Genomic DNA, 26,510 nt, shown 5'->3' with positions numbered 1-26,510 from the left:
TCATTGAAAAATTATCGATTTCACAATCATCGATCAGATTACCTCTGTTGCTGAACACTGCTGAAGGAAAAGAAATCCGCGGCAAACAGCAGTGATAGGCGATAAGGCAAATATGGTATGTGAATAAATCACTTAGAAGTAAAGCAGATACACTAAATTAAGATCAAAATCAGTGAGGAATGATAATGGGCAAAACCGGCAGCATTGATTGGGTAAAGGTAAAAGGCAGAAAAGGCAGAGTAATCAAGGTCCAGAAGTCAAAATCTCAGAAAGCACACCCAGGACCTGCACAGCGCTTCACCTCTTCAGGTCATAAGAGGCGCTTCATAAGAAGATCTGCAAAAGCCCTTGTAAAATAACTTAAGGGCTTTTCTATTTTACCATTTTTAATTATCAATTTTTCAGCTAATCAATTCTTACGCTATTTAAAATCTTTTTTATTAATAAAAGGGTTAGTTTCCAATAGCTCTATCTCTCAAAAAGATTTTTTGAAAATGCTTTAAACTGCTGCTTTTAACAGCTGATGCTTTAAAATTTTTCAAAATCAAAGTCTGAGAGCAAGATATGCGATGCTTACTCCCAGAAGGCAGAGCATGACATTTAGAAAGATATTCATAAAAAATGAAACATTCTGCCCTTCTTCTAAGAGCTTGAAGGTTTCGTAAGCAAAAGTCGAGAAGGTTGTAAAGGAACCGAGAATTCCGATATTTACCAGATAGACCACGGATTTGGGCTCAGAGGAAAAGGTAAGGAGAGCAAGCACTATGCTCCCCAGAAAGTTTACAGTAAGGGTTCCTGCCGGAATATTCAGGACCTTTGGCACGCGGCTTGAAATCGTATAGCGAAGGGATGCCCCTATAAAACCGCCCGTACCTATCAAAACGAGCTCTCCGAGACCTGAAACAGGAAGCATATTTCAAACCTCCCTGTTTGAGAGAGACTTTATAACGCTCCTGCCAAAGAATACGCCTGTAAGGGTCAGAAAGAGGTTGGCACTGATGTTTCCAAGGGCAGGAAGAAAGGGCATGCTGAAAGACTGGACTGCAAATGTGGAAAAGGTCGTAAATGCCCCCATAAATCCTGTCCCGAATGCGATCCTTCCTTTAGGACCTATGAAGCCCAGGTATTCAGTATCATACATGATCATGCCAAGCATGAAACTTCCAAGCACATTTACAGAAAGGATGCCCAGCTGTCCTTCCACAAGCTCGCAGAGCAAAAATCGGCAAACAGCTCCCAAAAAGCCACCGACTCCTATTAAAAAAATCTTATCCATTTCTTTATCTGATGAGGACATTTTTTTCACTTTAATATTACTAAAAATTGGAATGACGGACGGTTATGTCCTTCCTATTACCTCCTGTAAGTATAAAATTTTATTCATTTATATAGAGTGAAGAAACAAAAAAAGTTATTCGTGTCCGTTTATGTGTCCATTTCCGGATGTCGGTTTTATTCAATTAGAAAGACGTCCACTTCCTGTCCTTCCTCGTACCCTTCCACGTTTTCAGGTACCAGCACGTAACCGTCAGCTTTTGCAACCGAACTCAGGACTCCTGCCCCGGCTCCCATAAGCGGGCGTACCCTTTCTCCTTCAAAAACAACACGAATGAAATTAACATAACCTATTTTCGAACTTATTTTTGCAGCCAGGCGCTTTCTAAGGACAGGCTCAGGGAGGGCAGGAATCGATCCCAGTTTCCTTATCCCGGAGCGGACAAAGAAGTATAGAGCAACAAGTCCGGCAACCGGATAGCCTGGAAGGCAAACCACAGGAGTTTTACCTATCACACCAAGGGCTGCAGGTTTTCCGGGACTGACCCCGATTCCATGCACAAGCAGTTTTCCCAGAGATTCGACAACTCCGGGGGCATGGTCTCTTTTCCCGACTGAAGTCCCACCTGAGAGGAGGATCATATCGGCATCAAGGTTTGTCTCTATTGCTTCTTTTATACTCTCAGGGTGATCAGGTATGATTCCCGTACACCTGGGAATTCCTCCCCATTTTTTCACATAAAGGGTAGCCATAAGCCCATTGGTCTCAATTATCATTCCCGGAGGGGGGAGTTCTCCGGATTTCTCACGGCTTATCAGCTCGTCTCCTGTGGGGATAACTGCAACTACCGGTTTTCTGAAAACCTTCATCCTGTCCATTCCAAGGGAGGCAAGGACTGCAGCATCACAGGGGCGAAGGAAGTGTCCTGCCTCAAAAATCAGGTCTCCTTTTTTTATATCTTCTCCAACCTGCCCCACATTCCTTCCAGGATAAACCTGAGCCCTGATTTCAACCATATTTCCGGCTGTAACGGTATCCTCAACCATTACAACCGCATCGGCTCCTTCAGGCAGAAAAGCCCCTGTATGGACCCAGATAGTGGTTCCTTCCTCTACCCAATCAGAAAGCTGTAAAATTACGGGATTTGCAGGAGAAGCACCCGGAGTATCAGATGCCCTGACAGCATATCCATCCATTGCAGCACGCCTGTAATGAGGGACATCCCTCCCGGAAATTACAGATTCTGCAAGTACCCTGCCCGCAGAGACTTCAAGCGGCACTTCTTCGGCACTCCTGAGAGAAGAGAAGCTATCAAGAAAAAGCTGTAGAGCTTCGTCAACGGAAGTACGTTCTTTGAATATCCTGCCCATACTGCTGACCCCTGAAAAGTTATCCTCCGGAAACAGGAGGCAGAATTCCGATTTCATCCGAATCTTTAAGATCAGTATCAAGCCCTTCGAGATGCCGGACATTGTTTCCATTTACCAAGACGTTAATTGAGCCACAAAGAACCGGACCTCCATCACTTTCATCAGGCTTTTCAAAAATGATATTATTTAACCCGGGATATTTTTCGGTAAGGGACAAAAGGACATCAATAACCTTTTCTCCGGAAAGCAGGAGTTCCGGTGTACCTGCTGCCTCGCGCAGATTTGCAAATAACTTAACTCTTACTTCAGCCATGAGGAAGACTATTTCATCCTATTCCTTAAATATACCTATGCCTCATAAGAAGCAGTCATCACCGAAGGTTTGGAAACAATGCAGCAAAGTCCAGATAACGAAAACGCGGATTCGCAGGGGCTCCCGGATAAAAACTACTGGCTTTACGGACTTCTAATTGTTCTTTTTGCCCTGATCCTTAGACTGTTCGAGCTTGGAGAAAGAGTTTTTCATCATGATGAAAGCGTACACTCCAGTTTTACCCTCAAATTACTTGAAAACGGAGAATACAGCTATGATCCTGCCTATCACGGCCCCTTTCTCTTTCATACTACAGCAGCCGTCTTTCATTTCCTGGGAATAAACGATGCAACAGCTCGCCTGATTCCGGTCTTTTTCGGAGTTACAACTATTCTTGTGCTTTTTCTGCTGAAGAAAGAACTTGGAAAAAGAGGGGTTCTCTGGTCGATGTTTCTGCTTGCATTTTCTCCAAGTATGGTGTACTTTTCAAGGTTCTTCAGAAACGATATGATAATTATATTCTGCACCCTGGCTGCTGTTGCAGGTGCATTCCGCTATCTCGACAATATTCACAGCCCCAAGAGGTATCCTTACCTCATCCTGACAGCCTCATCTCTTGCCATTGCCGTGTCCTCTAAAGAAAACGCTTACCTTATCCTTCTCATCTTCGGAGCTTATGCCGGACTAGGCCTACTATACCGGGTTTATTCAGACTGGAAAAAAGAGAACCTGGGATTGCAGAAGACCCTTCTCCGTAAGACTTCGGCTGTTTTGCCCTACCTTCCTGAAATCATTCTTTCAGTGGCACTTTCTATTTTTATCATATTGTTTTTTTATTCCAGCGTTTTCAGAAACGATATATCCCTTATCTCAATCGTGGAAAGGGCTTTTAATCACTGGATGGCAATGCACAGGATAGAAAGGATAGGAGGCCCCTTTTACTATTATATCCCCATCCTTTTTAGATACGAGATCCCGATTATACTCTTTGGAACTGCTGGCTTTTTCCATTTTCTGAGGAACAAAGGGCGAAATAACGGACAGAATTATTCATTTTTCCTTTTCCTCTGTTACTGGGCCCTTACAAGTCTGCTGCTTTATTCATATCTTCAGGAGAAGGTCCCCTGGCTTGTCGTGCACATTGTCCTGCCTTTCGGAGTCCTTGCAGGAGCTCTCCTTGGAGAGACATTTTCCCGAAATACTGAAAACGGCCAACCAAAAGAGGCAAATTACTCAAATAAAAACCGCATTTTACTGGCAGGAATTCTGGTACTCACTCTGCTGGTCTCTATGGGTCAGTGTATCTCGGTGAACTATTACAGGAGTATGGAGCCGTCAGAACTGATGACATACACGCAGGCGTCTCCTGATATCAGGGAGCTTATGGAAAAGATAGAGGCATTCGACGGAAGTCCTGAAACCCTGAGGATTTACGTGATTGACCCGAGTAAACTCTACTGGCCCCTGCCCTGGTACCTGCGGGACTACGAAAAAGCAGCGTACTCCTCAAAACCACCAGCAAGCAGTAAATACGATGCCATAATCGTTCCCATATCCTATGATATGTACAGAGAACTTCCTGAAGAAGAATACTCTTCTTATAATTTTACTCTACGCCCTGGAAGAGATTTCACGCTCTATTATAAGAACAATCTTGAAAAATAAGAACAATCTTGAAAAAACAGGATAACCCTTTTCCCGGCAGCGAAACAGAGATTCCGGGTTTTATATATAAACCCGGAAGCAAATAGTAAGTGGGGTGAACAGAAAGAATCAGAATATAAAGATAGCTGTGGGTGGGGTGTTCATTCTGGCAAAGAGTTTTACGCAGGGAAAAACTTCTGGAAAAAAAGGCAACGATAATGAAGAACCTGAAAAAAATTTCCGAAAAGGGAACGAGTTTTCAGAAGCCGTTCAGGGATCTTCTCAGGGTTCGGAAGCATTTTTCGAATCAATTGTCAGGGGGTCCGAAGGCTGTCTTTGGATGACGATTGAAGAGCTTATGACCAGAGATCCGGTAACAGTAAACGAAGACACGCCTACTGAAGAAGTGTTTTCAGTTTTTGCAAAGAATCCTTACCATACCCTGCCGGTAGTTAATAAAAAAGGGGAACTTGCAGGTGTTATTGATCTTGACATTATTCTTGAGGTTCTGCTTCTATGCCTGATGCCCAGAGAGAGGCATACGCCCCTTACAGCCAGAAGGTCACTAGGAGAAAACGCAAAAGAGATTATGATTACCCATCCGGTGACAATCTCCTTAAAATCCACACTGAAGGATGCTTCTGACCTTATGATGAAACACAGGTTTGACCAGATATGTGTAAGTGAAGCTGGAAAGCTGGTAGGAATCTTATCAAAGAGAGATCTTGTAGAGGAGATTTGCAGAAGAAGAAAAAAAGAAGGAAAAAAAGAGGACGCAGGCTTATAAAAGAGAATTAAAGAGGAGGCTCAAAAGGGAATTAAAGAAAACAAAGGTTAAAAGAGAAAATGAAATAGAATGAAAGAAGCCTCCATAGAATATTAAGTAGCAGACAATTTTAGACGGAGTTAACGTAAAAAAGAAGGGGGATTACAGCCATAAGTGCTCTGTTCCAGATACTGTTTCTAATTCTCAGCGTAAAAGTTCTGGGTGAAGCAGCAGAAAGAATTGGCATCCCCTCAGTAACAGGAGAAATTCTGGCTGGTATTCTGTTTGGAGCGCTTTTTCTGGATGTAGAAACCGGAATAGTCACTTTTTTTGCTCAACTCGGATCCATTTTCTTGCTTTTTACTATAGGATATAAAGAAGTTAGTTTAAGGGACATGAAGCCTGCGGCATTAGTTGCTTTTGTCCCCACACTTTCTCAGATAGCCTTTGCCTTTGCTTTCGGTTTTGCACTTGGAGAGATCTTTGACTTCAGTTTTGTTCAAAGCCTCTTTATAGCAATTGCTTTTAGCCCAACAAGCATAGCAACGGTGCTCAGTACCCTTATAGACCTTAATTACTTTTCCAGCAAACCCGGGAAAGTAATGCTTTCCTCGGCAATCCTGGACGATATTATAGGGATATCCCTGCTCTCTATTGTGGTCACTTTTGCCCGTTTTAACCGTGCACCCTCAATTCTGGCTATTCTTACGATCGCAGGAAAAATCCTGTTATTTCTGCTAATTATGTACATTCTCGGAAAATATTTTTTTCCCAGGCTATTTATATATTCTCAGAAAATGCATGCAAAGGAAGCAGTATTTTCCCTTGTGATTATGATAGCACTATTTTCTGCCTATCTTGCGGAGTTTTTTGAGCTTCATGCAACCATAGGAGCGTTCATAGGAGGAATGTTAATTTCGGAAATTTCCCTTGCCAGGACGCCGGATGTGCAGAGCAAAGTAGAAGGACTGGCTTACGGGATTTTAATCCCTCTTTTTTTCGCATTCATAGGCTTTTCAATTGACTTATACGACCTGATAAATGCAGGTTTTTTTGTCCCCATGGTTACTCTCCTGGCTCTCTCAGGAAAGCTAATCGGAGGGTTTATAGGATCAAAAGCTATAGGCTTCAATTTTTGTGAAAGCCTTGCTTTCGGGATAGTGGTCATGCCCAGAGCAGGAATAGAACTTGTGATGCTGACAATAGGCACAGGAGCTGGAATTATCGATCAGGAAACATTCTCAGCAATGGTGTTTATGGTTATTGTGTCCATTCTGGTTTCACCTTCGCTTTTGAAGTTTGCTATAAAAACTGAAAGAAAAAACAGAACCTGCAATGAAATGAATATTGGATAATGGCATAAATATCTGGAGTTTTAAAAGAAACGGGAATATGCTTTTCGATAAGGAAAGATAAGAAGATACCACCCTTTTCTGCATCTTCCTTTATGTCAGCGTTCCTTCCCTGCACTTATGTGTTTTACAATCTCCATAGATATCAGGGTAGTGGAAGCTAAAGCCAGTATGATCCCCCACTCATAAAGAGAAAGGGGAACTGTCCTGAAAGCAAATTGAAGGAATGGGACATAAATTACCATCAATTGCAGGATTATAGTGGTCAGGACCGCATAGACCAGAGCTTTGTTCGTAAAAAGCCCAAGAGAAAAGACCGAATACCTGTCAGAACGCCAGTTGAAGGCATTGAACATCTCTGAAAAGACTATGAGTGTAAAGATCAGAGTCTGCAGTTTTGAAGTTGAAAAACCGCTGTCCAGAGCCCAGGCCAGAACTGTCAGTGCCTGAGCGGCAATAAGCCCTCCAAGCCCAAATCCTGCAGCAATTTCACGTCGGGTGATAAGTCCCTGTTCAACGTTCCTGGGCTTCTGCCTCATAAGCCCCCTGTCAGGAGGTTCAACAGAAAGAGCCATCGGAGGCAGACCGTCTGTAATCAGGTTGATCCACAGGATCTGTACTGCAAGTAGCGGCAGTATCTGCCAGCCCAGGATTGCTATGAGGACAATGAGAACCTCCCCTATATGGGCTGACAGCCCGTAGGTGATAAAATTTTTGATATTTTTGAAAATATTTCGCCCTTCTTCAACTGCCGAGACAATGGATGCAAAATTGTCATCAGTCAGGATCATGCTTGAGGCTTCTTTACTGACGTCCGTACCTGTAATTCCCATGGCTATGCCCATATCCGCAGCTTTCAGGGCAGGAGCATCATTAACCCCATCACCGGTCATTGCTACAACATAGCCTTTCTTTTTAAGTGCTTCTACCACCCTCAGTTTGTGAGCAGGATAGACCCGCGCGTAAACCGAGACCTTTTCAACTCTATCTTCAAACTCCTTATCTTCAAGGCTGTCGAGTTCAGAACCCGTAAGAGTTAGGTCATTTTCTTTCAAAATCCCGAGTTCTCGCGCAATTGCAGCTGCCGTAATCTTATGATCTCCGGTTATCATTACGGTCTTGATGCCGGCATCCTCGCAGGTTTTGATTGCAGCTTTTACTTCTTCTCTCGGAGGGTCTCTCATACCAACCAGTCCTGAAAAGACCATATCTTCTTCGACCTTTTCTGCAGGAATTTCCCCGGAAGAAACTTTATCGGGAGAAAAACCTTCTTCAAGAGGACGGAAAGAAAAAGCCATAACTCGAAGGGCCTGGTCAGCAAGCTCTTTAACTATTTCGGAGATCTCCTGTTTCTGTTCAGGAGTCAAAGCCTTTACTTCACCATTGAGAAAAATCTTCGTACACGAACCAAGGATAACCTCCGGAGCTCCTTTTGAAAAAGCCACAAGTTCGGAATCAAGAAAACTGTCCAGGCCGTCTTCCAGTTTATTGAAGGTGGTCATTCTCTTGCTTTCGGAAGAAAAGGGTATTTCTGCAAGCCTGGGATATTTCCGGTCAAGTTCGGATTTTTCAAATCCAGCTTTTGTCGCGGCGACTACAAGAGCTGCTTCCGTCGGGTCTCCTGTAATTTTCCATACGTCTTCTTCTTTATAGAGGTTTGAGTCGTTACATAGAGCAGCCCCTAGCAGGAGAACACGAAGATGCTCGTCGTCCGCGGAAACTTCCGAACCACTTTTTTCTAAATCGCCTTTTAGAAATTTTCCTTCTGGATTATATCCCTGTCCCGTGACCCTGAGGATCTTTCCGTTAACATACATTCCTTCAACTGTCATTTTGTTCTGAGTCAGCGTGCCCGTTTTATCCGAACATATGACATTCGTAGCACCCAGAGTTTCTACGGAAGGCAGTTTTCTTACAAGTGCATGCCTTTTGACCATGCGCCTTACTCCGAGCCCCAGCCCTACTGTCACAACCGCAGGAAGGGCTTCAGGGATAGCAGCAACTGCGAGCGCAACACCCCAGAGAAACATATCAAGAGGAGGAAAGCCTAAAAAAATACCGAGCACTGCAACAAAAGCTACGATTACGAGAGTTGCCGCGCCAATCCATCTGCCGAATTTATCAAGACTTTCCTGTAGAGGGGTTCTCGATCTTTCTATTGTTCCGAGAAGCCCTGCGAGTTCTCCAAAAGAAGTTTTCATGCCTGTTGCCGTAATAACAGCCTTCCCTCTCCCATAGGCAACCGCAGTCCCTGCATAAACCATATTCTTCCTGTCAGCCTCGGCAGTATCTGCAGGCAGGGCGTCGGTAGTTTTCTGAACAGGAACGGATTCTCCGGTAAGAGAGGATTCGTCAACTTTAAGGTTAAACTCTTTAATTATCCTGGCATCTGCAGGAATACGGTCTCCTGTCTGAAGTAGAATTACGTCACCGGGAACCAGTTCTGTAGATGGGATCTCTTTTTCAGATCCACCCCTTATTACGACTGCTTCTGGAGAGGTAAGGGATTTAAGGAGCTCAATTGCCTTTTCGGCTCTGTACTCCTGCACAAAACCGAGGACGCCGGCAAGAAATACGGTAAATAAAATCACCACCGCATCGATAGCTTCACCAAGTGCAGCCGAAACGACAGAGGCAATTATAAGGATAAAAATCAAAATACTTTTAAACTGTGAAAGAAAGAGTCTAAAAACAGAGACCTTTTCTTTTTCTTTAAGTTCGTTTTTCCCGTATTCTTCCAGTCTCTTTTCAGCATCTTCAGGGCTTAACCCTTTCTCTGATGTCCTCAGTTCCTCAAAAACCGAGCTAATCTCCTGATCGTAGTACAACCCTCACCCTCACTGTTTTATAACCAGATAATTCAGACTCAGTATGTCCTGCAATATAATATAAGTAAGTTTAATGTATATATATCGGTTAGACATATCGATATGCAAAAGGGGTTTTTTTAAGTAATTGCAGTCTACAAAATCTTTCCCGGGAAATATATGAGGAGTCTATCTATTTTTCTATATAGGAACTTTGTGATTATAAACACCAGATATTAAGAATTAGTTTAACAGTAAAAGGATAAAGGGAAAAAGTACACATGAAGATAGTAATAATCGGAAGCGGGCTTGCCGGTTTGTCAGCAGGTTACAGGCTCTGCAGAGCTAACGAAGTCCTCATTTTTGAAAAAGACCCTGATATCGGGGGTATGTCCGCAAGCTACTCTATAGCACACTCCGAAAAAAAATACTTCATCGAAAAGTACTACCACCACATATTCAGGAGTGATTCAGAACTTCTCGCCCTTATAAAGGAACTGGGACTCGAAAAGCAGATGCTATGGCTGGAAGGAAAAAACGCCTATTTTGTGGACGGTAAAAATTATCCCATGAATACGCCTGTTGAGATTTTACATTTTAGCCCTCTTTCCATTCTTGATCTGGCAAAACTTGGCCTGCTGGTCTTAAGGATAAGGCTGATAAAAGACACGACACCCTATGACAGGGTAAAAGCAAAGGACTGGATTCTTGATACTGCAGGGAAGTCCGTGTATGAAAACTTTTTTGCTCCCCTGATGAAAAGCAAATTCGGAGACAATGCCGAAAACGTTTCAGCTGCCTGGCTTATCGGAAGGGTGAAAATAAGATCCGATAGGGGAAAAGAAGGAGAGAAACTGGGATACATGAGAGGAGGGTTTAACTCCCTTATAGAAGCCCTTGCAGGTGAGATAACTGCAAACGGTGGGGAGATCAGAACAAACAGGGAAGTAACAGAGATTATGATTAAAGACAACGCCGTAGAGGGAGTGATCGTTAATGGAGATTTTGTTGCCTGCGACGCGGTAATCTCAACTGCAGAACCAGTGGTACTGGATTCAATCACCGGAGGCAAGCTGGGAGCTCTTCACGATACCCTGAGGAACATACACTATCAAGGGACAGCATGTGCTTTGATAGGGCTTGACAGTAGGCTTATGGGAGACGGGAATTACTGGCTGAACATAAAAGCAGATGTGCCTTTTGGAGCTGTAATCGAACACACTAACTTTTTGCCTTTTGAAGATTATGGAGAAAATCTCGTTTATGTGACGTCCTATTTCCAGAATAGAAAGAGCCCTCTCTGGACGCAGAAAGAAGAAGATGTTATCGATTCCTATTTGAAAGGGCTAGAAAGAATGTTTCCCGAATTCTCAAGAAAGGATGTACTCTGGACAAAATTATACCGCAGAATAGATACAGCTCCCGTATACGAACAGGGTTACCTTGAAAAAGTCCTTCCTTTTGCTGCAGGTCCTTCCGGACTCTACCTCGCAGGTATGTTCTCCTCAAGTAATTATCCGGAAAGAAGCATGAACGGCTCGGTAAAAGCCGGGTTTGAATCAGCGGAACTGTTGATGAAAGAAAAAGGAACTAAAAGTTAATAAAAAAGAAATTTGAAGGCCAGCTACATCCTCACGCGGCGAAATGATAAAAAAACAGAACATCCCTTCAGGACATACAGGATAATATCAGCCGACTGGTTAGAGACTATTCAGGGTTAAATATAAAATCTAAAAAATAGAGCTGTGTATATAAATAAGGATATTTAACTCAAAACAATCCTTTCGGACGAACTATTATATAGCCTAAGGGATGATATTATACTGTCTGTACCTGCAGAATTTATTTCTGCCGGTTACCTGTCTCACCCAGATTTGTCACTCATGGGGACTTGAGAATGGCAGATAAGGAGGGGCAGAGAAGCTTAAAAACAATTTAAATTTCTGCCGTGAACCGGCTTTTGGGAGCACACGTGCCGTCCCTATACAGGGATGGTATAGGGAAATATATATGCTTTCCAGTGGATGAGTTCTCAAAAAAGAACCCGGATGCTGAACAGAAGCTGCCTGAGCTTCCGGGAAGGGGTATGGGCGGCATAGAAAAATAAAAGGAGTGGTAAAAGATGTTATTCATGGATGTTAGTACCTGGGACCCTTCGAATCGCGATAAGATCCTTGAACACTTTAAGAAACTGGAAATTCCAGAAGGAATCGATGTTATCAACCAGTGGGTTGACCTTTCCGGAAACCGCTATTACATTCTCTACGAAGCAGAAAGTGCCGAAGCTTACGGAGCATTCAACCTGCCCTGGTCTGATATCTGCGTGATTGACAGCGTCCCCGTAATGGAAGCTTCCGAATTCATGCAGCTTCTGCCCAAGTACAAAAAGTAAGTTAATAGATAAAGTATAAGTTTACCTTAAGGTATCAGTTTACCTGTCAGTTTACTTAAAGAAACTCGGTGAGCCGGCTGATTAAGGCTCATCGAAAATCTTTATTTTATACTCTCAAGCAAATAAATGTATCAAATCCCGTTTTATGTTCTGTTTTAATGTTCTTTTTTAATATTCTGTTCTAGTAACTCTGTTATAATATCCCTGTTTACCGGATTTTATGTTCCAAAATCAAGTCTTTAGCATAATGGTTCTGGTTTCCAGATATTCGGAAAGGACATCAGGTCCGTTTTCTCTTCCGAATCCGCTCCCTTTAATTCCTCCGAAAGGAACTTCGGGAGCTACCTTGAAATGCTGGTTGACCCATATAATCCCTGCATTTAACTGTTCGCACCCCATCCTTGCCCTGTCCAGATCTTTTGTCCAGACAGATGCACCAAGCCCGTAACTGCTCCTGTTAGCTTCCTCTATCGCCTCATCCAGATTTTTCACCTTGACTATGGGTAACACAGGTCCGAATACTTCCTCTTTGAGGAGTCTGGAGTCTTCAGGCACGTCTGAGACCAGGGTAGGTTCAAAGAAATATCCTTTATCGGAACCTTTGAATGAAGGAATTTTTCCTCCGGTAATTATTCTGCCTTCACTCTTTTCCTTGACTTCTGCTACGAGTTCTTTTATATATTCCATCTGATGGCTGTTGTTAAGAGGCCCCATATCTGTATTGTTATCCAGCCCGTTACCGACTTTTAAATTTCTAACGCCTGCTTTGAGTTTACTTATGAACTCCTCAGCAACGGATTCAAAAACATACAGCCTCTTGACAGCCGTACAGGTCTGACCGCAATTGTAAAATCTCCCTCTAATAGCTCCTGCAACTGCACTTTCGAGATTGGCATCATCACATACGATCATGGGGTCACTCCCTCCCAGCTCAAGGGTAACCCTTTTCATTCCGCTGGCTGCAAGTTCAGCTACTCTTATCCCTGTCCCGGATTCTCCTGTAAAAGAGATTTTTTTTACATGGGGATTACGTACAAGACTCTCTCCTGCAGTCTCGCCAGAGCCTGTAATTACGTTCAGAACACCTGCGGGCAGGCCAGCTTCATTCAGGACAGAAGCCAGAGTGAGGTTTGTAAGGGGAGTGCTGCTTGCCGGTTTCAGGACAAAAGTGTTGCCCGAAATCAAAGCAGGAGCAATTTTCCAGCTCATGATCAGGGCAGGCATGTTCCAGGGAATTATAGCCGCACAAACTCCCAGAGGCTTCTTTACGGTAAAGGCATACCCATTTCCCGGAACAGGGATAAAGTCACCCCGCAAACTGCCTGCAAGCCCGCAGTAGTATTCAAGAACGTGTGCGAAACCTTCAATTTCGTTTCTGGCCTCTGCAAGAGGTTTTCCCTGTTCCTGCGTGAGCAGAGTAGCAAGCTCCTCTTTCCTCTGCCTGACAACTCCTGCAGCTCTGTAAAAAACCATACCTCTCTGCTGTGGAGATGTGGAGGCCCAGCCTTCAAAAGCCGACACAGCGGCTTCTACCGCAAGGGCAATGTCATCCTCTGTGCCTCTCGGGACCTGCTCTAGAAGTTCACCTGTTGCAGGGTTTTTAACATCAAAGCATTCGCCTCCGCACGCCCCTGCAGCTTTTCCGTTAATTAGCATTTTCATGGCTACCATTATTTACGAAGGCCTATTTTAAGATAACAAATATCACAACAAATGCACTAATTTACTACAATAATTTTAAAGACCGCTTCAAAGAATAAGACAGGAAGGAAAAGAAAAACAAGTTCCCGCTCGACAGAAATATAAGTATATTAACAAAATATATATTATCGATATATGTCTCTCGTTACAGATTAAAAAAAGGGAGGTAAGACCTGGGGGAAAATCTTTAAAAAACCTCCTGAGACTTTACTGGTTCGTAAAAGCTACTCTGGATTATGGTGGGGATGCCAGATTTGCTTTATACGGAAAATTCAGGAACGTTATTTTGCAGGATGCAACATACGAAAATATGACAATATCGCAGTTAAATGAAATTTTCAGCGGTGTAATTTGAGGGAGTACGAATTACAATTGTGGTTTGAAGAGCATACTTCAGATTTGAAGTTTGGGGCTTCCGCTTAAAGCAGATCTCAGAATTGCATTTTGCCGGAAAAACTGAAGATTGACTCAGTTGAAAGCCTGCTCTCTACACATAGGGGAAGGGAACAGTGTCAGACTACTTTCATATAATTTTATGGTTTTTTCTTATAGAAACTCTGGGATTCATTTCGATTCCGCTAACTCAAAACGCAGGAAACAAACTTGCTGATGGAGGATATTCTGTATCCAGGACCCTTGGAATTATACTCGTCACCTATCTTTCCTGGATTTTTTCGTACGTACTGGGTTTCAATCTTATTGCGATCCTGATGGCATTTCTCGTGCTTTGCCTTATATCTGCTATCCTTTACCGGAAACAGCGGCTTCTCCCAAGCAGGAAGATTCTTATCATGAACGAATTGGTGTTCGTTTCAGGCTTCTTTTTTTTCTTGCTCGTACGTGTGCACCTGCCCGAGATATATATGCATGAAAAATTTATGGACTTTGCATTTTTAAATGCAGTGATAAAAACTACTTCTTTTCCTCCTCTGGACCCCTGGTTTTCAGGCGGGCTCATGGATTTTTACTACTATTTCGGATATCTTTCCGTGGCAGTAACTGGAAAACTCAGCGGCGTCAACCCCTCTATCCTTTTTAACCTGGCAATTGCACTGACCTTTGCCCTGTCTCTGAACGCCTTCTTCGGTATAGGGTACAATCTTACATATGGGAAAATCAAGTACGGAATCCTGACTGCAGGGTTTGGAATGCTGCTCGGAAATCTGCAGGGACTTATAGAGTTCGTATCTATATATATCCAGCATGAGCAGGTCTCAAGAGGATATTACTGGAGCAGTTCAAGAGTCATCCCTTTTACAATAAATGAATTCCCGTACTTCAGCTTCATACATGGGGACCTTCACTCTCATATGCTTGCAATCCCGTTTCAGTTGCTTATACTTGTTTTTCTCTTGAATATGTATTTCAGGAAAAATGAAAGTTCAGTGTTTGAAAACTGTCTGGCACTTTTTACATTTTCTATATCTCTCGGCTTTTTGTTTCCATCCAATTCCTGGGACTTTCCTGTATATTTCAGTCTGACATTTCTAGTTGTTTTTGCGTTTTATTGCGGGAATTATATCCATAATAGGAATTTATTCGGGACTATTGCTAAATTCTCCAATTCGATAATTTTTATTTCCATTTTCAGTTTCCTGCCGTATTTACCTTTTTATCTGTCATTTAATCCCCAGGCTGCAGGAGGATTTGACTTTGTTGTGCCTGCGTTCAGGACACAGATTGATAAGTTCCTGATCCTTTTCGGACTTTTTCTTTTTCTGGTCTTTTCATTCCTTGTAACTCGTCTGGGTTCTGGAAGAAAAATTGGATTTTTTCTTCTGCTGGCAGGTATTTCAGTAATGCTTTCAAAAGTATGGGTTATTCCTCTGCTTACGATACTTTTACCCCTGCTTGCTCTTTCCCTGTTTCTGTTCCTGAAGGACATACCGGAAAGAAGCGTGGCAGGATTTGTGTCTCTTCTAACAGCAACATCTGCTTTTATTGCCCTACTCTGTGAGTTTATTTTTCTTGACGACCCCATTTCAGGGAATTTTGCCCGTATGAACACGGTTTTCAAATTTTACATGCATTTATGGATCTTCCTTGCCATTGCAGCCTCTTACTCGTATTATGAACTTAATTTACGTTACCAGGGAAAAACCGGAAACAGAAAGCTTTTGAATGGAGTTGTAAAAAAAGCATGGACAGCTGTACTTGTATTCCTGATCATCTCCTGTGCCATTTTTCCTGTAGTATCAACCTTCACGAGAGTAAAAGATATGAATGCCAAGCCTACCCTTGATGGGATGGGATATATGAGGGAGCTGGATATGGGAGACTACAATGCCATAGAGTGGATGCAGGAGAACACCGAAGGCTCGCCTGTGATTCTTGAAGCTTCTGAAGATGACAGCAGTTACAGTTATGCCTGCCGGGTTTCTGCAAACACGGGACTACCTACAGTCATTGGGTGGGCAAGACATGAGAGGTTCTGGGGAAGAGACCATGCAGAAGTAAGAAAGAGAATAGAAGATGTTCGCTCGATTTATTCCACTGACAGCGAAGAGAAAGCGGTTGAGCTAATGGATAAATATAACGTAAGCTATGTGTATATTGGTCGGCTTGAACAGCAAATATATCAGGTAAAAACGGAAAAATTCGAGAATGAAACTTATTTTGAACCGGTTTATCAGGGCTCAGTCACAATATATAAATTAAAGAAAGACCCGTAAAAAGGATACTATAATTTTCCTCTTTCAGAGAGAAACCTGATCCAGGCAAAAAATTTTCATTTTAAATAAAATATATGATTTATTTCAGTATCTGAACATTGTTTCATAAATACTTTTCATAAATACGTTTCAAAACAGATTTCACAAATGCATTTTATAAAATGGAATTCCAAGTGCATTTTTTAAATATGAATATTCGAATTAACGGAATTTGATATGAAACTGCAGTCAATATAAAAGCTCGGTTTATGTATAAAGAGAAGATAAACATCAAGAGGTCGTTCGTATAACCAGCGTCTCGGTAGTTCTGCCCGCTTATAATGAAGCCGCCAGAATAGAAAACACGGTCTCGATAACAGCAGAGACTCTTTCAAAGATAACTCATTCTTTTGAGATTATCATAGCAGAGGACGGAAGCACGGACGGTACGGACCGGATAGCTTCGAGGCTTTCGGAACAGTACCCTTATGTCAAACACCTGCATTCCGATGAACGACAGGGAAGGGGGAGAGCTCTTAACAGGGCTTTTAAGGCAGCCTCGGGGGAGGTACTCTGTTATATTGATGTAGATCTTGCAACAGATATGAAGTATCTGGAAAAGCTGATCAAAGCTGTAAGTACGGAGGGTTATGACTTTGCCACCGGTTCGAGAATAATGCCTGAAAGCGATGCAAAAAGACCTTTTAAACGGGAGTTTGCAAGCAGAGGATATAACTCCATGGTCAGGCTTCTTTTGCATTCAAAACTCTATGACCACCAGTGCGGTTTCAAGGCTTTTAGGAGAGGACCTCTTTTTGAACTGCTTGATGAAATTGAGAACCAGCACTGGTTCTGGGATACCGAATTGCTTGTCAGAGCCCAGTATCGGGGATACAGGGTTCTTGAGTTCCCTGTGTACTGGAGGCATGGAGGATCAAGCAAGGTTAATTTTGCAAAGGATATTGTTGGAATGGGGTCGGAGGTCTTCCGTCTCTGGTGGGAACTCTTTTTTCCTGGCTTATTTTCAGGGAAAGGAAAAATGTTCCTGACAGCTTTTCTTGCACTTATGATTCTCGCACTTGCTGCAACATTTCTGGGTGCATCCGAAGTTCTGGAAAATATAAAGCAGGTATCTCTGGGCAGCCTGGCTCTTGCTTCTCTTGTTTACTGCGCCTCATGGCCGCTTAGAGGAGTTCGTTTCCAGCAGATCCTTAAAAGACTAGGAAACCATTACGGACTTGGATTTCTTACCGGGAGTATTTTCATCAGCCAATCTGCAAATGTAATCCTTCCAGCAAGAATAGGAGACCTTAGCAGGATGTATATCCTGAAAAAAAGTAAAGATCTTGCTTTTACAACTAGCTTTTCCTCTCTGACAGTGGAAAGAGTCTTTGACATAATTGCAATTACTTTCATTGCCGTACTTGCATCCTCAGGCGTAGCTACCAGGTTTGAACTTGCTTCTTGGATGGAGTCACTAATCAGGTTCTCAGGGATTGCAGTCCTCCTTTTCTTTGTAGCCATCTTTACGTTATCTTTTAGAGAGAGCCGCAGTAAAAAGGAAGTTAGGAAAGAAACTTCGGCAAATTTCTCAGGGGAACCTCTTAGTAAAATAAAAGAGTTTGCATCCACTTTTATCCGTCAAATGAGTGTGATTGCAGTCCGTCCGGGAGCATTTCTTGCAGTGGTTGCATCCTCTCTCCTCATATGGGGCATGGATATCCTTACCTGCTTTCTGGTCCTGAAAGCCTTTCCGACAGCCGGAGTAGATCTGTCTTCAGCATTTACCATATCCCTGGTCTTCCTGGCAGTAGCTCTCGGAAACATCGCAAAAACCTTTCCGGTTACTCCTGGAGCTATAGGAACATATGAGGTTGCCCTTACTGCAGTTTTCGGGCTTGGAGGAATTCGACCCGAACTCGGGTTTACTGTCGCTGTTCTGGATCACATAATAAAAAACTCAATCACATTGCTTGGAGGGGGGCTCGCCTTATCGGAACTGGGATTCAGATGGAGAGAGGTCCTCTCCACGAATACCGATACTCTAAAAGGGATGTAAAAACATGAAAAGAGGAATCAATAGAAACGATAGATGAAATTTCTCAAGCCTGGAGATTAAAGAAATTTAAATCACAACCCAAAGCCCGGAACAGTAACAAGTCCAGAAATTTAGAAGATAAAGTAATTTAGAAGTGAAAGAGAGTAATAAGATGAGAATAAATAACTGAAAGCTTTAAACAGGAAGTTAAATTAACGACCACATGCTTTACCTTAAGTTGTGGTAAGCGAAAAAAGGCCTGAGTGGAAGAAATGTCTGAAAAAAAATTAATAGAAGTCAGAGGGGCTTATTCCCTTCCGGAAGATGTGCTTGAAGCTGTTCACACGGCCCTTAATGAAGATGTTGAAGAGATCGTCGGTTTGTTCAAGGTTCTTGCAGATCCTACCCGTCTGAGAATTCTTAAAGCCCTCGAAGTCCAGAGCCTCTGCGTCTGTGTCCTCGTTGAAGCTACCGATCAAAAACACTCCGCACTTTCTTACCACCTCAAGCTTTTAAAGGAAGCAGGACTTGTGGATTCGAAGAGAGAGCGCAGTTTCCAGATTTATTACCTTACAGAATTCGGAAATCTGCTCCTGAAGTATATTGAAAAACATTTCGAAAAAAGTTAAGCTAAGGAACTGAGGGACTTCTTATAACTTAAGAAATCTGTCTCCTCGAGATTCCAAAGCATCAAATTATGTCTGTGGAGTCTTATCAGGCAGGATAGGCTTAAATCTTTTCGTTTGAGGCCACAGTGGTAAGTTTTGAGAATTTTACCCCTTTAAGGGCCATAATGGATTCGGCAAGCTCTTTAATCTCTTCGCCGTCCCCATCAAGAACAATTACCTCAAAACAGTTATCATGGTCAAGGTGAATGTGCACTGAAGACTTTATCAGGTGAGAGTAGTTGTGCTGTATATCTGCAAGTGCATTTGAAAGACCGCGCTTCGTGTGGTCGTAAATAACGGCGACTGTCCCGACACGATGGCCTTTAATGTCACCCATCCACTCGTAATAAGAAATATAACTCCTGATGGCGTCCCTTATGCCTTCCGAGCGGGAAGAATAACCTCTTTTTTCTATAATCTCATCAAATTTACCAAGAAGGGTGTCGGGAAGGGAGACCCCTATCCTCATAAGTTCTGTTTCCATCGTATCACCAAGTAATTTGTAATTTATCCGAATGATAATACATTAACTTATTGTAAGTAATACTATATATGTTTTTTTCACTTGACCATTAATATAAAAGAGTTATGCTCATATGTTAATTCATCCCTCACTATATTAATGTTTGGGAGCTATAAAATCTGGCATTAATGAATGAGACAATGTGTCAATAAAAGAATAAAAACGACAAAAATAGAAAAAAAATAAGAATGAAAGGAAGAATATTCAAAAGATATAAATAAACAAGACATTTTAATGGAAGTTAAGAAGTTAACACAAGAATAAAAATTAAAACGTAGATTAAAAATTATCTTCTGTCTACAAGTCTTTTTGGCCTTCCTTTGATTTTGTACAGTTCAAGGCCCTTGGGACCTGTGAAGTTGAAGAGAATCTTGAAAGTGCCGTCTTCATAAGCCCTGGAAAGAGGAGGCTTATATTTAAGGAAAGAGCGAATAAAGTTTTCCTGTATAAGGTCCCTATCACAGGTTTCTGGATTTTCGTATTCTAAACTGACCCTGAGTACGGTTTCTCCTTCGTCTTCCGCACCATAGAGAAAAGCTTCATACTCTCCTGTCAGGTAGTCCATGTTCCCACTCTGAAAGACGCCTCTTTCTACATCTACACGGTTAAAAGGAGTTCCTTCAACCCAGACGGTTTCTGCCTCTCTCTGGGGAGTGAAAATTTTCATATGGGTCCTTCCACAGGCACATTTTTTGCGCGTAAGGACAACAGTTGTGTCTTCAGTATCGTAATTTAAAAGAAGGTTTCCTGCTTTTGCCCCGACAGGCAGAAGCGTACTCAGGACAACTCTTCCGCATTCCCCATCAGGCACGAATTCCTTTAAATGAGGGTCGTAAACATCAAGATGAACAAAGTCTTCGGGAACGTGCAGCCCTGAGATCTCAGTGCACTCTCCGCACATTGTCCCTTCCGTGCTCCCGTAGGTGTTGTAGACAGGGCAGCCCCATATTTCAGAGAGATAATTTCTTGACTCGTCAGCAAAGGCTTCTCCTCCCACAACCAGCTTGTTCACGCCGGACTGCCCTGGGTCGATGCCCTCAGCCTGCATTCTGCGAGCAAGGTTCAGGAGCTTGAATACGCTGCCCACTATGCCTGTCGGTCTGTAGGTTTTAATAACACGCAGAGGAAAAGTGCACTTTCCTTCAGGAATAATGCTCATACCCAGCTGTCTGGCTGCAAGAGTCATTGTGTTTGCTCCCACATTCATTCCATAGGATGCACAGACAACTACCCTGTCTCCGGGCCCGAAACCCTGAGACCTGAAAACCCTAGCGTACTTTTCAGCATAGCGCTCCCAGTCTTCCCAGGTAAGGAAAAAGCTCTTCGGAGTCCCACTCGTGCCGCTGGTCTCGTGGATTGTAAAAACATCTTCCCAGCCCACACTCCTGAACAGGAAATCCTTTTCCTCAGGAGGCTGGTTTTCCCGGATTGTTTTCCCGGAGATGATTGGAAGTTCAAGCAAGTCTTCATGGGTTTTAACATCTCCCGGATTTACTCCGTGTTTTTCAAACCATTTTCTGTAAAAAGGGGAATTTTCAGCTGCATATCTTACTGTATAGCGCACCCGTTCCTCAATGAGAGCATCGAGTTCTCCCCTATCCATGGTCTCGATTTCTGGATTAAAATAATGCTTTGAGCTGTCCAATAAAACCACCCCGGCTGAAACCTTTGACAATATAAAAACCTGATATTTATCGTCTTAAAAGATAAATTAATCTTCAATTATGAAACAGTTTTGGACGGTGGTAAGAGTTTTGAGAAGGGATAAGGCATGAACAGGTGTTATTTAAGCTGGATTCATCTCCGAAAATAAATCCATGCAAGGCTCTGTCTGTTGGTTAGAAAAGAAAAAAAATAAAAGCTGTATATTTTAAACTTATCTGACTTCAAAAGGCACAAGATATACTCCATCTGTCCTTTTCTGCCCTTTTACCAGCTCGCAGTGTCTTAGAAGAGCAAACTGGTTTTCGGTCTCCCTTGCAGAGATTCCAAATTTTTCTGCAATTTCTTCTTTTTTTGCCCCGCCCCGGGAGACTATGAAATCATAAATGGCTTTTTGCAGTTCTGTCAGGCCTTCAGTCCCTTCAAGTCCGGCTTCTTCCCTGAAAATCTTTTTAGAACGGACAGCCCATGGATCACATGCCTGGATCTTATGACTACTTTCTATATAGCAGTCTTCGCAAAGAATCTGCCCGTCTTTTTCGATACTATCCTCTTCTGATAGCTCACACCCGCAAACTGCACATGCGGCAGAGCTGGTTTTTTCTTCGACCATCTTTTATCACTCCAGAGTTTAGACATTAAGCTCATCAAGAATTTTGAGGACGACTACTGATCCGTAAGCTACTGCAGGTCCTCCTGCCATCAATATTGCGGTACTTACAGCTTCCATAATCTCTTCACGGGTTGCTCCCAGGCTTGCAGCCTCAGGAACATGCTTCCATAGACAGGGCTCACAGCGCAGTGCAACTGCAATCCCTACCATCATAAGCTCTTTTGTTCGAGCACTTAAAGCTCCGTCTTTGACAACTTCCGAATGAAGTCCCATCAGAGCGTTCATTACTCCCGGAAGTTCCCCGGCCATTGCTTTCATCCTTTCATTCATATCGAATTTTTCTGCCAACCTTTCACCTCCTGAGTGTATCAAGATATAAAAAATTTAAGAATCAAAGGGAACCATGTACATCTCTTCTCCCATTTTTCTCCACTTTAAAAGCTCGCAGTGCCTGAGTATTGCAAGCTGATTCCTGGTTTCCTGCAAGGTAAGCTTGAATAAATTTGAAATCTTTTCGGGTGTAGCTCCTCCTTCCTCCAGGATAAACCTATAGATTTCTTTTTGCAGTTCTGTCAGGCCCTCAGTCCCTTCAAACCCATGTTGTTTTCTGAAAAGCCTTTTGGAGCGCACTGCTACAGGGTCTGCAAACTTTATTCTCTGATGCCCTTCCAAATAACAATCCTCGCATATTGCCCTCCCGCTTTCTTTGATATATTCATTCCCGGGAATTTCTTTGCCGCAACTCGTACATGTTACACAATATTGAATATTTGGATCAAGTTCGCGATTGCCGAGTTTATTCGTTTTTACCAGGTCATGAAATTCCAAATAGCCTACGATTTCATAAACTGTTGACCTGGATAATCCATACTCTGTTTTTGCTTTTTTGATTATGTCCCGAATATGGAAGCCCCGATCCAGATTAGCTTCTTTTATGCATTCGAGAACCCATATTTCCTCTTCATCCAGCACAGGTTTCATTGAAGTCCCTGAGATTCTTGACAAATAATGGAATAACCTCTGAGTAAGAAGCAGTCTTAGAACTCACTTTAACTCATTTTTCCACTTAGCTGAGTTCAGAAACAGATCTTTCCAGAGATTTTGTTTAGTCTCTCTATATTACGTTATTATATAAGAATATATCGATAACTATAAATATAAAAATAGAACTTTCTTTAAAAGAAAGTAGAAAGAGTTGAGAGATCGATATATATCTATAGTTCCTGAAGAGCAAGTGTTCCTCTTTTTTCTGCCCATTTCCTGTACAATCAAGAAGATATTCTCCTGTTGATCCCTGAGAAAACATATACAGAAGAGCTGAGATTAAACTTTCTTGATTGTTGATTTTCTGAACTGGCAGTTTAATCTGCTCACATTCTCTTTCATAGTTCTGACCTGTCTTCATAAGTCTCACAGATTCATGGAAAACTGTACATACGAAACACACCATAGTGTTAAATACACTAAGGTGTTAAAAGTAGTAAGAAGAAAGAATAAGATTCCATATAAGCAAGCAGAATCAGATGTATCGATCATGTCCATGAACAAATACTTTCGCCATACCCCAGCTTTTATACTTCTTTTTCTGGCACAGAAGCCGGCTTATGGAGCCCTTCTGTTTAAAAGACTTGATGAGGAGATGCCCTTCAATCTAATAGATACCCCTGCTCTTTACAGGGCACTGAATGGTCTGGAAAAAGAAGGAGCCATTGAAGCCTACTGGGACACATCGGAACCCGGACCTGCAAAAAAATGGTATCGAATAACTCTGAAAGGAATGGAAAGACTAAGTGAACTCAAGCAGGATATTGAAAAAAGAAGGCAAGACCTGGATTTTTTCCTGGAGACTTACGAAAAATTGCAAATTTAAGCCCAAAATACCAGTACAGCTAAAAAGAGATGATTTCCCTGAATACCATTTATCTTTATATCTCTGCATTTCTTTTTCTGATTATTTCTTACTTAAAGGATCAGAAAAAAACAAAAATTGCTCTTCTTAAAGCCTGGAGGTCCTTTTCAGGTCTTCTTCCGGAAATCCTATCGGTTATGATGTTTGCAGGAATTACTTTAGCTGTTTTAAGCCCGGAGGCCATTTCAATGCTTATTGGTTCCGAGTCTGGTTTTTCTGGTATTGTTCTTTCACTTACGGCAGGTTCTATTGCACTGATTCCTGGTTTTGTTGCTTTTCCACTGGGAGCTGCCCTTCTTAATGGGGGAGCAGGATATGCACAGATTGCAGCCTTCGTTTCTTCACTTATGGCAGTTGGAATTGTAACCTTGCCCCTTGAAATCAAATACTTCAGCAGACGCATAGCAATCCTGAGAAACGCATTCGCATTTTTTGTGTCTCTAATTTTCACAATAGTGATCTGGAGGTTCATGTAATGAGTATTCAGGGCATATCCATCAGTTCCGAGAATAAATATGTAAAACCTGAAAATAAAAAAACCAAAAATGAAAAAATGAGTCTGAAAAAAAGAGCCTTTTCCTTGATAAAAAGATTAAGATTCGTTATAGTTACTTCTTTTGTTATAATCGTTCTGTATTGTGTAAACTCGCCTGCAGGTCTTAAAGCCTTAGAAATTTCAGTATCGAACACGCAGGAAATGCTAGGCCTTATTCCTCCTATTTTTATTTTTATGGGCCTGCTAGATGTATGGGTCCCTAAAGAAACATTCATCAGGTATATGGGAGAAAGTTCAGGCCTTAAAGGAATACTCACAGCTTTATTCTTAGGATCTGCTGCAGCAGGCCCCCTTTATATCGCTTTTCCGATTGCCGTGCTTCTAATGAAGAAAAAAGCAAAATTTGCATATGTATTATTTTTCCTTGGAGTATGGTCCACGACTAAAATTCCTCTTTTAATCTATGAAATTTCATATATGGGAGCGAAGTTCACGGTAATTCAAGTAGCAGTATGCATTCCCCTGATTCTCCTCTTCTCCCTGGCAATTGAAAAGATACTGTCAGCAGACGAAAGGGAGTCACTGTACATAAAAGCTGAGTCAGAGTTCCCTTAAAAAAGCAGGATCAAACCCTGCATTTACACCCTCTTTCTTTCAGGATCCGGACCTGCTCCTCATAGGTATTCACAAACTCGTCCTGCACGGCTTTTCCTGTCGCAAGAGCAGGGTCAAGGGGGGTATGGTGCTTATAACCTCTCGCAGTCATCTCATTGACCAGAGCTTCATGCCTCAGGTAGAGGGCTTTTAGTTTTCCTTTCCAGCGCAGAGTCTCAGGATGATGGGCATAAGCTTTCTTGTTGTTGATTATTATGGACCATAAAGCATGTAATTCTCGATGCTCCCCTAACAGGTGGTTCCGGCACATTTTCTCAGGAGGGATATCCCAGATTCGCATAAGATGAATTTTGAATGCATCTCAGAAAGGGCTTTCGACAGGAAACTTTGATCTTTAAAGCCTGAAATAAATTTTAAACCTGAACATAAATCAGGGATTTTATTTCTAATTCTAGATTCTGATACCTATTTACTGACAGCAGGTGAGAGTTTAGTCTATGAAATGGAGGATATCAAGATATTCTGCCTTGCTGTGTATTTTAGTGGCTTGTATTTATTTTGTATTTACTCCCGCATTTGCTCATGTTCCGGTTTTCGAAGGGGGAGGTAGGAACCCTGACACAGCAACTCATGTTGAGGACCCTGCAAAATCCAGGGTACTCTACGGGCAGTTTTCAGGGGGAGATCTTCAATACTACAGTTTTGAGGCTGAAGAAGGGGAAAGGATCTCACTTGGGTTGATCATCCCCGCCGGAGAGGAGAGCCAAACTTTTGTTCCAGATCTGATCCTTATAGGACCCGGGCTTGTGGATGAAGGGGAAGTGCCAGAAACCGTAGAAATTCCTGAAGGATACGGAGCAAAGGTCTTTTCGGGAAAGATGCCTGAAAGCGCAACGTACGAGGGGTTTACTCCGAGCGCTTTCTATTCCCTTGTCCGTGCAGATCTCGATGCCCCGGAAAGCGGCACATACTATGCAACAGTAAGTTCTATTGAAGAAAGTGGCAATTACGGGGTTATTCTGGGGTATAGGGAAAAGTTTTCCCTTATGGAATGGCTGTTTATTCCTCTTAACCAGATAAGGATCTACCGCTGGGAAGGACAGAGCCTGCCTTTTATATTCTTCCCGCTTGGAATAACCCTCGCAGCCGGAATTCTGGCAATTTCACTTAAAAAGGAAGCTGCAGCCAGGTTCAATCCGGCACACTGGGCAGGAGCTTTTGCAGGCCTTTTCTTTCTGGGTACAGGCTTATCATATATACTCCAGATGATGGTTTCACTGAGCAGGAGTTCATATTCTCCCGAAGTAATCATTACAATTTTTCTGGTTCTTGCTAGCATAGTTCTTGGAACTATAGCTCTGGTTCTGAGTATGAAGAATGAAGGATACGGCGTAAAATCAACACGAAAACGACTTTACTTTTTCGTCCTCGGGCTTGCAGGGCTTTTGCTCTGGGCAGGCTGGCTCATGGGCTCGATCCTGTCGTTTGAAGCGGCAGTCCTGCCCTGGAAAAGAAAAATATAAACTCAAAAGAGTACAAAATAAAATATATGAAAACGGGAGCAAAAAAGGAATGAAAGAAGCAAAAAAGATATAATTGAAATAAAGAAAGAGTAATACATTAAAAATATAACTTGTATAATGAGATTAGGTTATATAATTTTAAATTTGTTCAGGAACTGCGTATATGCAGTATGGACTTACTAGGGGGAAAA

General features: G+C 42.4%; 26 protein-coding genes. 13 read left to right on the top strand and 13 right to left on the bottom strand.

The window, feature by feature from the left end; genetic code table 11:
* Nucleotides 1-185: 185 nt before the first annotated feature.
* Complete coding sequence (locus tag MSHOH_RS23350; protein WP_158024026.1) at nucleotides 186-359, top strand: DUF5350 domain-containing protein; 174 nt, start codon at nucleotides 186-188, stop codon at nucleotides 357-359.
* 185 nt (nucleotides 360-544) lie between these two features.
* On the opposite strand, the gene crcB (MSHOH_RS03000) is transcribed toward MSHOH_RS23350, so the two are convergent.
* The 4 genes from crcB (MSHOH_RS03000) to MSHOH_RS02985 all read right to left on the bottom strand — a co-directional run bounded on the left by crcB (MSHOH_RS03000) (nucleotide 545) and on the right by MSHOH_RS02985 (nucleotide 2,959).
* Nucleotides 545-913 (bottom strand): fluoride efflux transporter CrcB, encoded by a 369-nt coding sequence (gene crcB / locus MSHOH_RS03000; protein WP_048137255.1) that lies wholly within the window; start codon nucleotides 911-913, stop codon nucleotides 545-547.
* 3 nt (nucleotides 914-916) lie between these two features.
* The gene (gene crcB / locus MSHOH_RS02995) at nucleotides 917-1,297 is read right to left on the bottom strand and encodes a fluoride efflux transporter CrcB (RefSeq protein WP_048137253.1); all 381 of its coding nucleotides are present in this window, start codon (nucleotides 1,295-1,297) and stop codon (nucleotides 917-919) included.
* Between the two features lie 155 nt (nucleotides 1,298-1,452).
* Complete coding sequence (locus MSHOH_RS02990) at nucleotides 1,453-2,646, bottom strand: molybdopterin molybdotransferase MoeA (RefSeq protein WP_048137251.1); 1,194 nt, start codon at nucleotides 2,644-2,646, stop codon at nucleotides 1,453-1,455.
* 19 nt (nucleotides 2,647-2,665) lie between these two features.
* Nucleotides 2,666-2,959 carry a ubiquitin-like small modifier protein 1 gene (locus MSHOH_RS02985; RefSeq protein ID WP_048137249.1) on the bottom strand — a complete coding sequence of 98 codons (294 nt, stop codon included), beginning with the start codon at nucleotides 2,957-2,959 and terminating at the stop codon, nucleotides 2,666-2,668.
* Between the two features lie 78 nt (nucleotides 2,960-3,037).
* Here MSHOH_RS02985 and MSHOH_RS02980 point away from each other — a divergent pair, with 78 nt between their 5' ends.
* From MSHOH_RS02980 to MSHOH_RS02970, 3 genes are all read left to right on the top strand, one after another.
* Nucleotides 3,038-4,624, top strand: coding sequence for a flippase activity-associated protein Agl23 (locus MSHOH_RS02980; RefSeq protein WP_048137247.1), 1,587 nt, complete (start codon nucleotides 3,038-3,040; stop codon nucleotides 4,622-4,624).
* Between the two features lie 94 nt (nucleotides 4,625-4,718).
* The gene (locus tag MSHOH_RS02975; protein WP_239451184.1) at nucleotides 4,719-5,390 is read left to right on the top strand and encodes a CBS domain-containing protein; all 672 of its coding nucleotides are present in this window, start codon (nucleotides 4,719-4,721) and stop codon (nucleotides 5,388-5,390) included.
* A gap of 149 nt (nucleotides 5,391-5,539) precedes the next feature.
* Nucleotides 5,540-6,724 carry a cation:proton antiporter gene (locus MSHOH_RS02970; protein WP_048137245.1) on the top strand — a complete coding sequence of 395 codons (1,185 nt, stop codon included), beginning with the start codon at nucleotides 5,540-5,542 and terminating at the stop codon, nucleotides 6,722-6,724.
* 95 nt (nucleotides 6,725-6,819) lie between these two features.
* Here the strand turns inward: MSHOH_RS02970 and MSHOH_RS02965 are convergent, their stop codons facing one another.
* Nucleotides 6,820-9,549 (bottom strand): calcium-translocating P-type ATPase, SERCA-type, encoded by a 2,730-nt coding sequence (locus MSHOH_RS02965; protein WP_048137243.1) that lies wholly within the window; start codon nucleotides 9,547-9,549, stop codon nucleotides 6,820-6,822.
* Between the two features lie 260 nt (nucleotides 9,550-9,809).
* On the opposite strand from MSHOH_RS02965, the gene MSHOH_RS02960 reads away from it, so the two are divergent.
* The 3 genes from MSHOH_RS02960 to MSHOH_RS02955 all read left to right on the top strand — a co-directional run bounded on the left by MSHOH_RS02960 (nucleotide 9,810) and on the right by MSHOH_RS02955 (nucleotide 11,920).
* Nucleotides 9,810-11,129, top strand: a complete 1,320-nt coding sequence (locus tag MSHOH_RS02960; RefSeq protein ID WP_048137241.1) for an NAD(P)/FAD-dependent oxidoreductase — start codon at nucleotides 9,810-9,812, stop codon at nucleotides 11,127-11,129.
* A 347-nt stretch (nucleotides 11,130-11,476) separates the two neighbouring features.
* Nucleotides 11,477-11,635: a hypothetical protein gene (locus MSHOH_RS24190; RefSeq protein ID WP_162197597.1), complete on the top strand. Its 159-nt coding sequence runs from the start codon at nucleotides 11,477-11,479 to the stop codon at nucleotides 11,633-11,635.
* Between the two features lie 15 nt (nucleotides 11,636-11,650).
* Nucleotides 11,651-11,920: a DUF3303 domain-containing protein gene (locus MSHOH_RS02955; protein WP_048137240.1), complete on the top strand. Its 270-nt coding sequence runs from the start codon at nucleotides 11,651-11,653 to the stop codon at nucleotides 11,918-11,920.
* A 231-nt stretch (nucleotides 11,921-12,151) separates the two neighbouring features.
* On the opposite strand, the gene MSHOH_RS02950 is transcribed toward MSHOH_RS02955, so the two are convergent.
* Nucleotides 12,152-13,591: an aldehyde dehydrogenase family protein gene (locus tag MSHOH_RS02950; protein WP_048137238.1), complete on the bottom strand. Its 1,440-nt coding sequence runs from the start codon at nucleotides 13,589-13,591 to the stop codon at nucleotides 12,152-12,154.
* 539 nt (nucleotides 13,592-14,130) lie between these two features.
* On the opposite strand from MSHOH_RS02950, the gene MSHOH_RS02945 reads away from it, so the two are divergent.
* The 3 genes from MSHOH_RS02945 to MSHOH_RS02935 all read left to right on the top strand — a co-directional run bounded on the left by MSHOH_RS02945 (nucleotide 14,131) and on the right by MSHOH_RS02935 (nucleotide 18,939).
* Complete coding sequence (locus tag MSHOH_RS02945) at nucleotides 14,131-16,293, top strand: DUF2298 domain-containing protein (RefSeq protein WP_048137236.1); 2,163 nt, start codon at nucleotides 14,131-14,133, stop codon at nucleotides 16,291-16,293.
* Between the two features lie 286 nt (nucleotides 16,294-16,579).
* Nucleotides 16,580-18,331: a flippase-like domain-containing protein gene (locus MSHOH_RS02940; RefSeq protein ID WP_048137234.1), complete on the top strand. Its 1,752-nt coding sequence runs from the start codon at nucleotides 16,580-16,582 to the stop codon at nucleotides 18,329-18,331.
* 251 nt (nucleotides 18,332-18,582) lie between these two features.
* On the top strand, nucleotides 18,583-18,939 hold the full coding sequence (locus MSHOH_RS02935) for an ArsR/SmtB family transcription factor (RefSeq protein WP_048137232.1): 357 nt from the start codon (nucleotides 18,583-18,585) through the stop codon (nucleotides 18,937-18,939).
* A 100-nt stretch (nucleotides 18,940-19,039) separates the two neighbouring features.
* On the opposite strand, the gene nikR is transcribed toward MSHOH_RS02935, so the two are convergent.
* The 5 genes from nikR to MSHOH_RS02910 form a co-directional block, all read right to left on the bottom strand.
* Nucleotides 19,040-19,462 carry a nickel-responsive transcriptional regulator NikR gene (nikR, locus tag MSHOH_RS02930; protein WP_048137230.1) on the bottom strand — a complete coding sequence of 141 codons (423 nt, stop codon included), beginning with the start codon at nucleotides 19,460-19,462 and terminating at the stop codon, nucleotides 19,040-19,042.
* A 325-nt stretch (nucleotides 19,463-19,787) separates the two neighbouring features.
* On the bottom strand, nucleotides 19,788-21,146 hold the full coding sequence (gene ftsA / locus MSHOH_RS02925; RefSeq protein ID WP_082089461.1) for a coenzyme F390 synthetase: 1,359 nt from the start codon (nucleotides 21,144-21,146) through the stop codon (nucleotides 19,788-19,790).
* A gap of 231 nt (nucleotides 21,147-21,377) precedes the next feature.
* Nucleotides 21,378-21,776, bottom strand: coding sequence for an LIM domain-containing protein (locus tag MSHOH_RS02920; RefSeq protein WP_048137228.1), 399 nt, complete (start codon nucleotides 21,774-21,776; stop codon nucleotides 21,378-21,380).
* 18 nt (nucleotides 21,777-21,794) lie between these two features.
* Nucleotides 21,795-22,124 carry a carboxymuconolactone decarboxylase family protein gene (locus MSHOH_RS02915; protein WP_048137226.1) on the bottom strand — a complete coding sequence of 110 codons (330 nt, stop codon included), beginning with the start codon at nucleotides 22,122-22,124 and terminating at the stop codon, nucleotides 21,795-21,797.
* Between the two features lie 36 nt (nucleotides 22,125-22,160).
* Entirely contained in the window at nucleotides 22,161-22,757 is a 597-nt protein-coding gene (locus MSHOH_RS02910) for a B-box zinc finger protein (protein WP_048137224.1), read from the bottom strand.
* Between the two features lie 553 nt (nucleotides 22,758-23,310).
* Here MSHOH_RS02910 and MSHOH_RS02900 point away from each other — a divergent pair.
* On the top strand, nucleotides 23,311-23,646 hold the full coding sequence (locus MSHOH_RS02900) for a PadR family transcriptional regulator (RefSeq protein ID WP_052730679.1): 336 nt from the start codon (nucleotides 23,311-23,313) through the stop codon (nucleotides 23,644-23,646).
* Between the two features lie 100 nt (nucleotides 23,647-23,746).
* On the opposite strand, the gene MSHOH_RS23345 is transcribed toward MSHOH_RS02900, so the two are convergent.
* Nucleotides 23,747-24,157, bottom strand: a complete 411-nt coding sequence (locus tag MSHOH_RS23345; RefSeq protein ID WP_162197596.1) for a hypothetical protein — start codon at nucleotides 24,155-24,157, stop codon at nucleotides 23,747-23,749.
* A gap of 3 nt (nucleotides 24,158-24,160) precedes the next feature.
* Here MSHOH_RS23345 and MSHOH_RS02890 point away from each other — a divergent pair, with 3 nt between their 5' ends.
* Nucleotides 24,161-24,796, top strand: a complete 636-nt coding sequence (locus tag MSHOH_RS02890; RefSeq protein WP_082089220.1) for a permease — start codon at nucleotides 24,161-24,163, stop codon at nucleotides 24,794-24,796.
* Between the two features lie 10 nt (nucleotides 24,797-24,806).
* Here the strand turns inward: MSHOH_RS02890 and MSHOH_RS02885 are convergent, their stop codons facing one another.
* Nucleotides 24,807-25,136 (bottom strand): pyrimidine dimer DNA glycosylase/endonuclease V, encoded by a 330-nt coding sequence (locus tag MSHOH_RS02885; protein WP_048137218.1) that lies wholly within the window; start codon nucleotides 25,134-25,136, stop codon nucleotides 24,807-24,809.
* Nucleotides 25,137-25,338: 202 nt separating this feature from the next.
* Here MSHOH_RS02885 and MSHOH_RS02880 point away from each other — a divergent pair, with 202 nt between their 5' ends.
* Nucleotides 25,339-26,319, top strand: a complete 981-nt coding sequence (locus MSHOH_RS02880; protein ID WP_239451183.1) for a hypothetical protein — start codon at nucleotides 25,339-25,341, stop codon at nucleotides 26,317-26,319.
* Nucleotides 26,320-26,510 lie beyond the last annotated feature (191 nt).

Origin of the sequence: Methanosarcina horonobensis HB-1 = JCM 15518, assembly GCF_000970285.1 — an archaeon.
GTDB classification, from domain to species: domain Archaea; phylum Halobacteriota; class Methanosarcinia; order Methanosarcinales; family Methanosarcinaceae; genus Methanosarcina; species Methanosarcina horonobensis.
The sequence above is the reverse complement of the archived record's forward strand: the minus strand, read 5'-3'. Positions and strand labels throughout refer to the sequence as shown.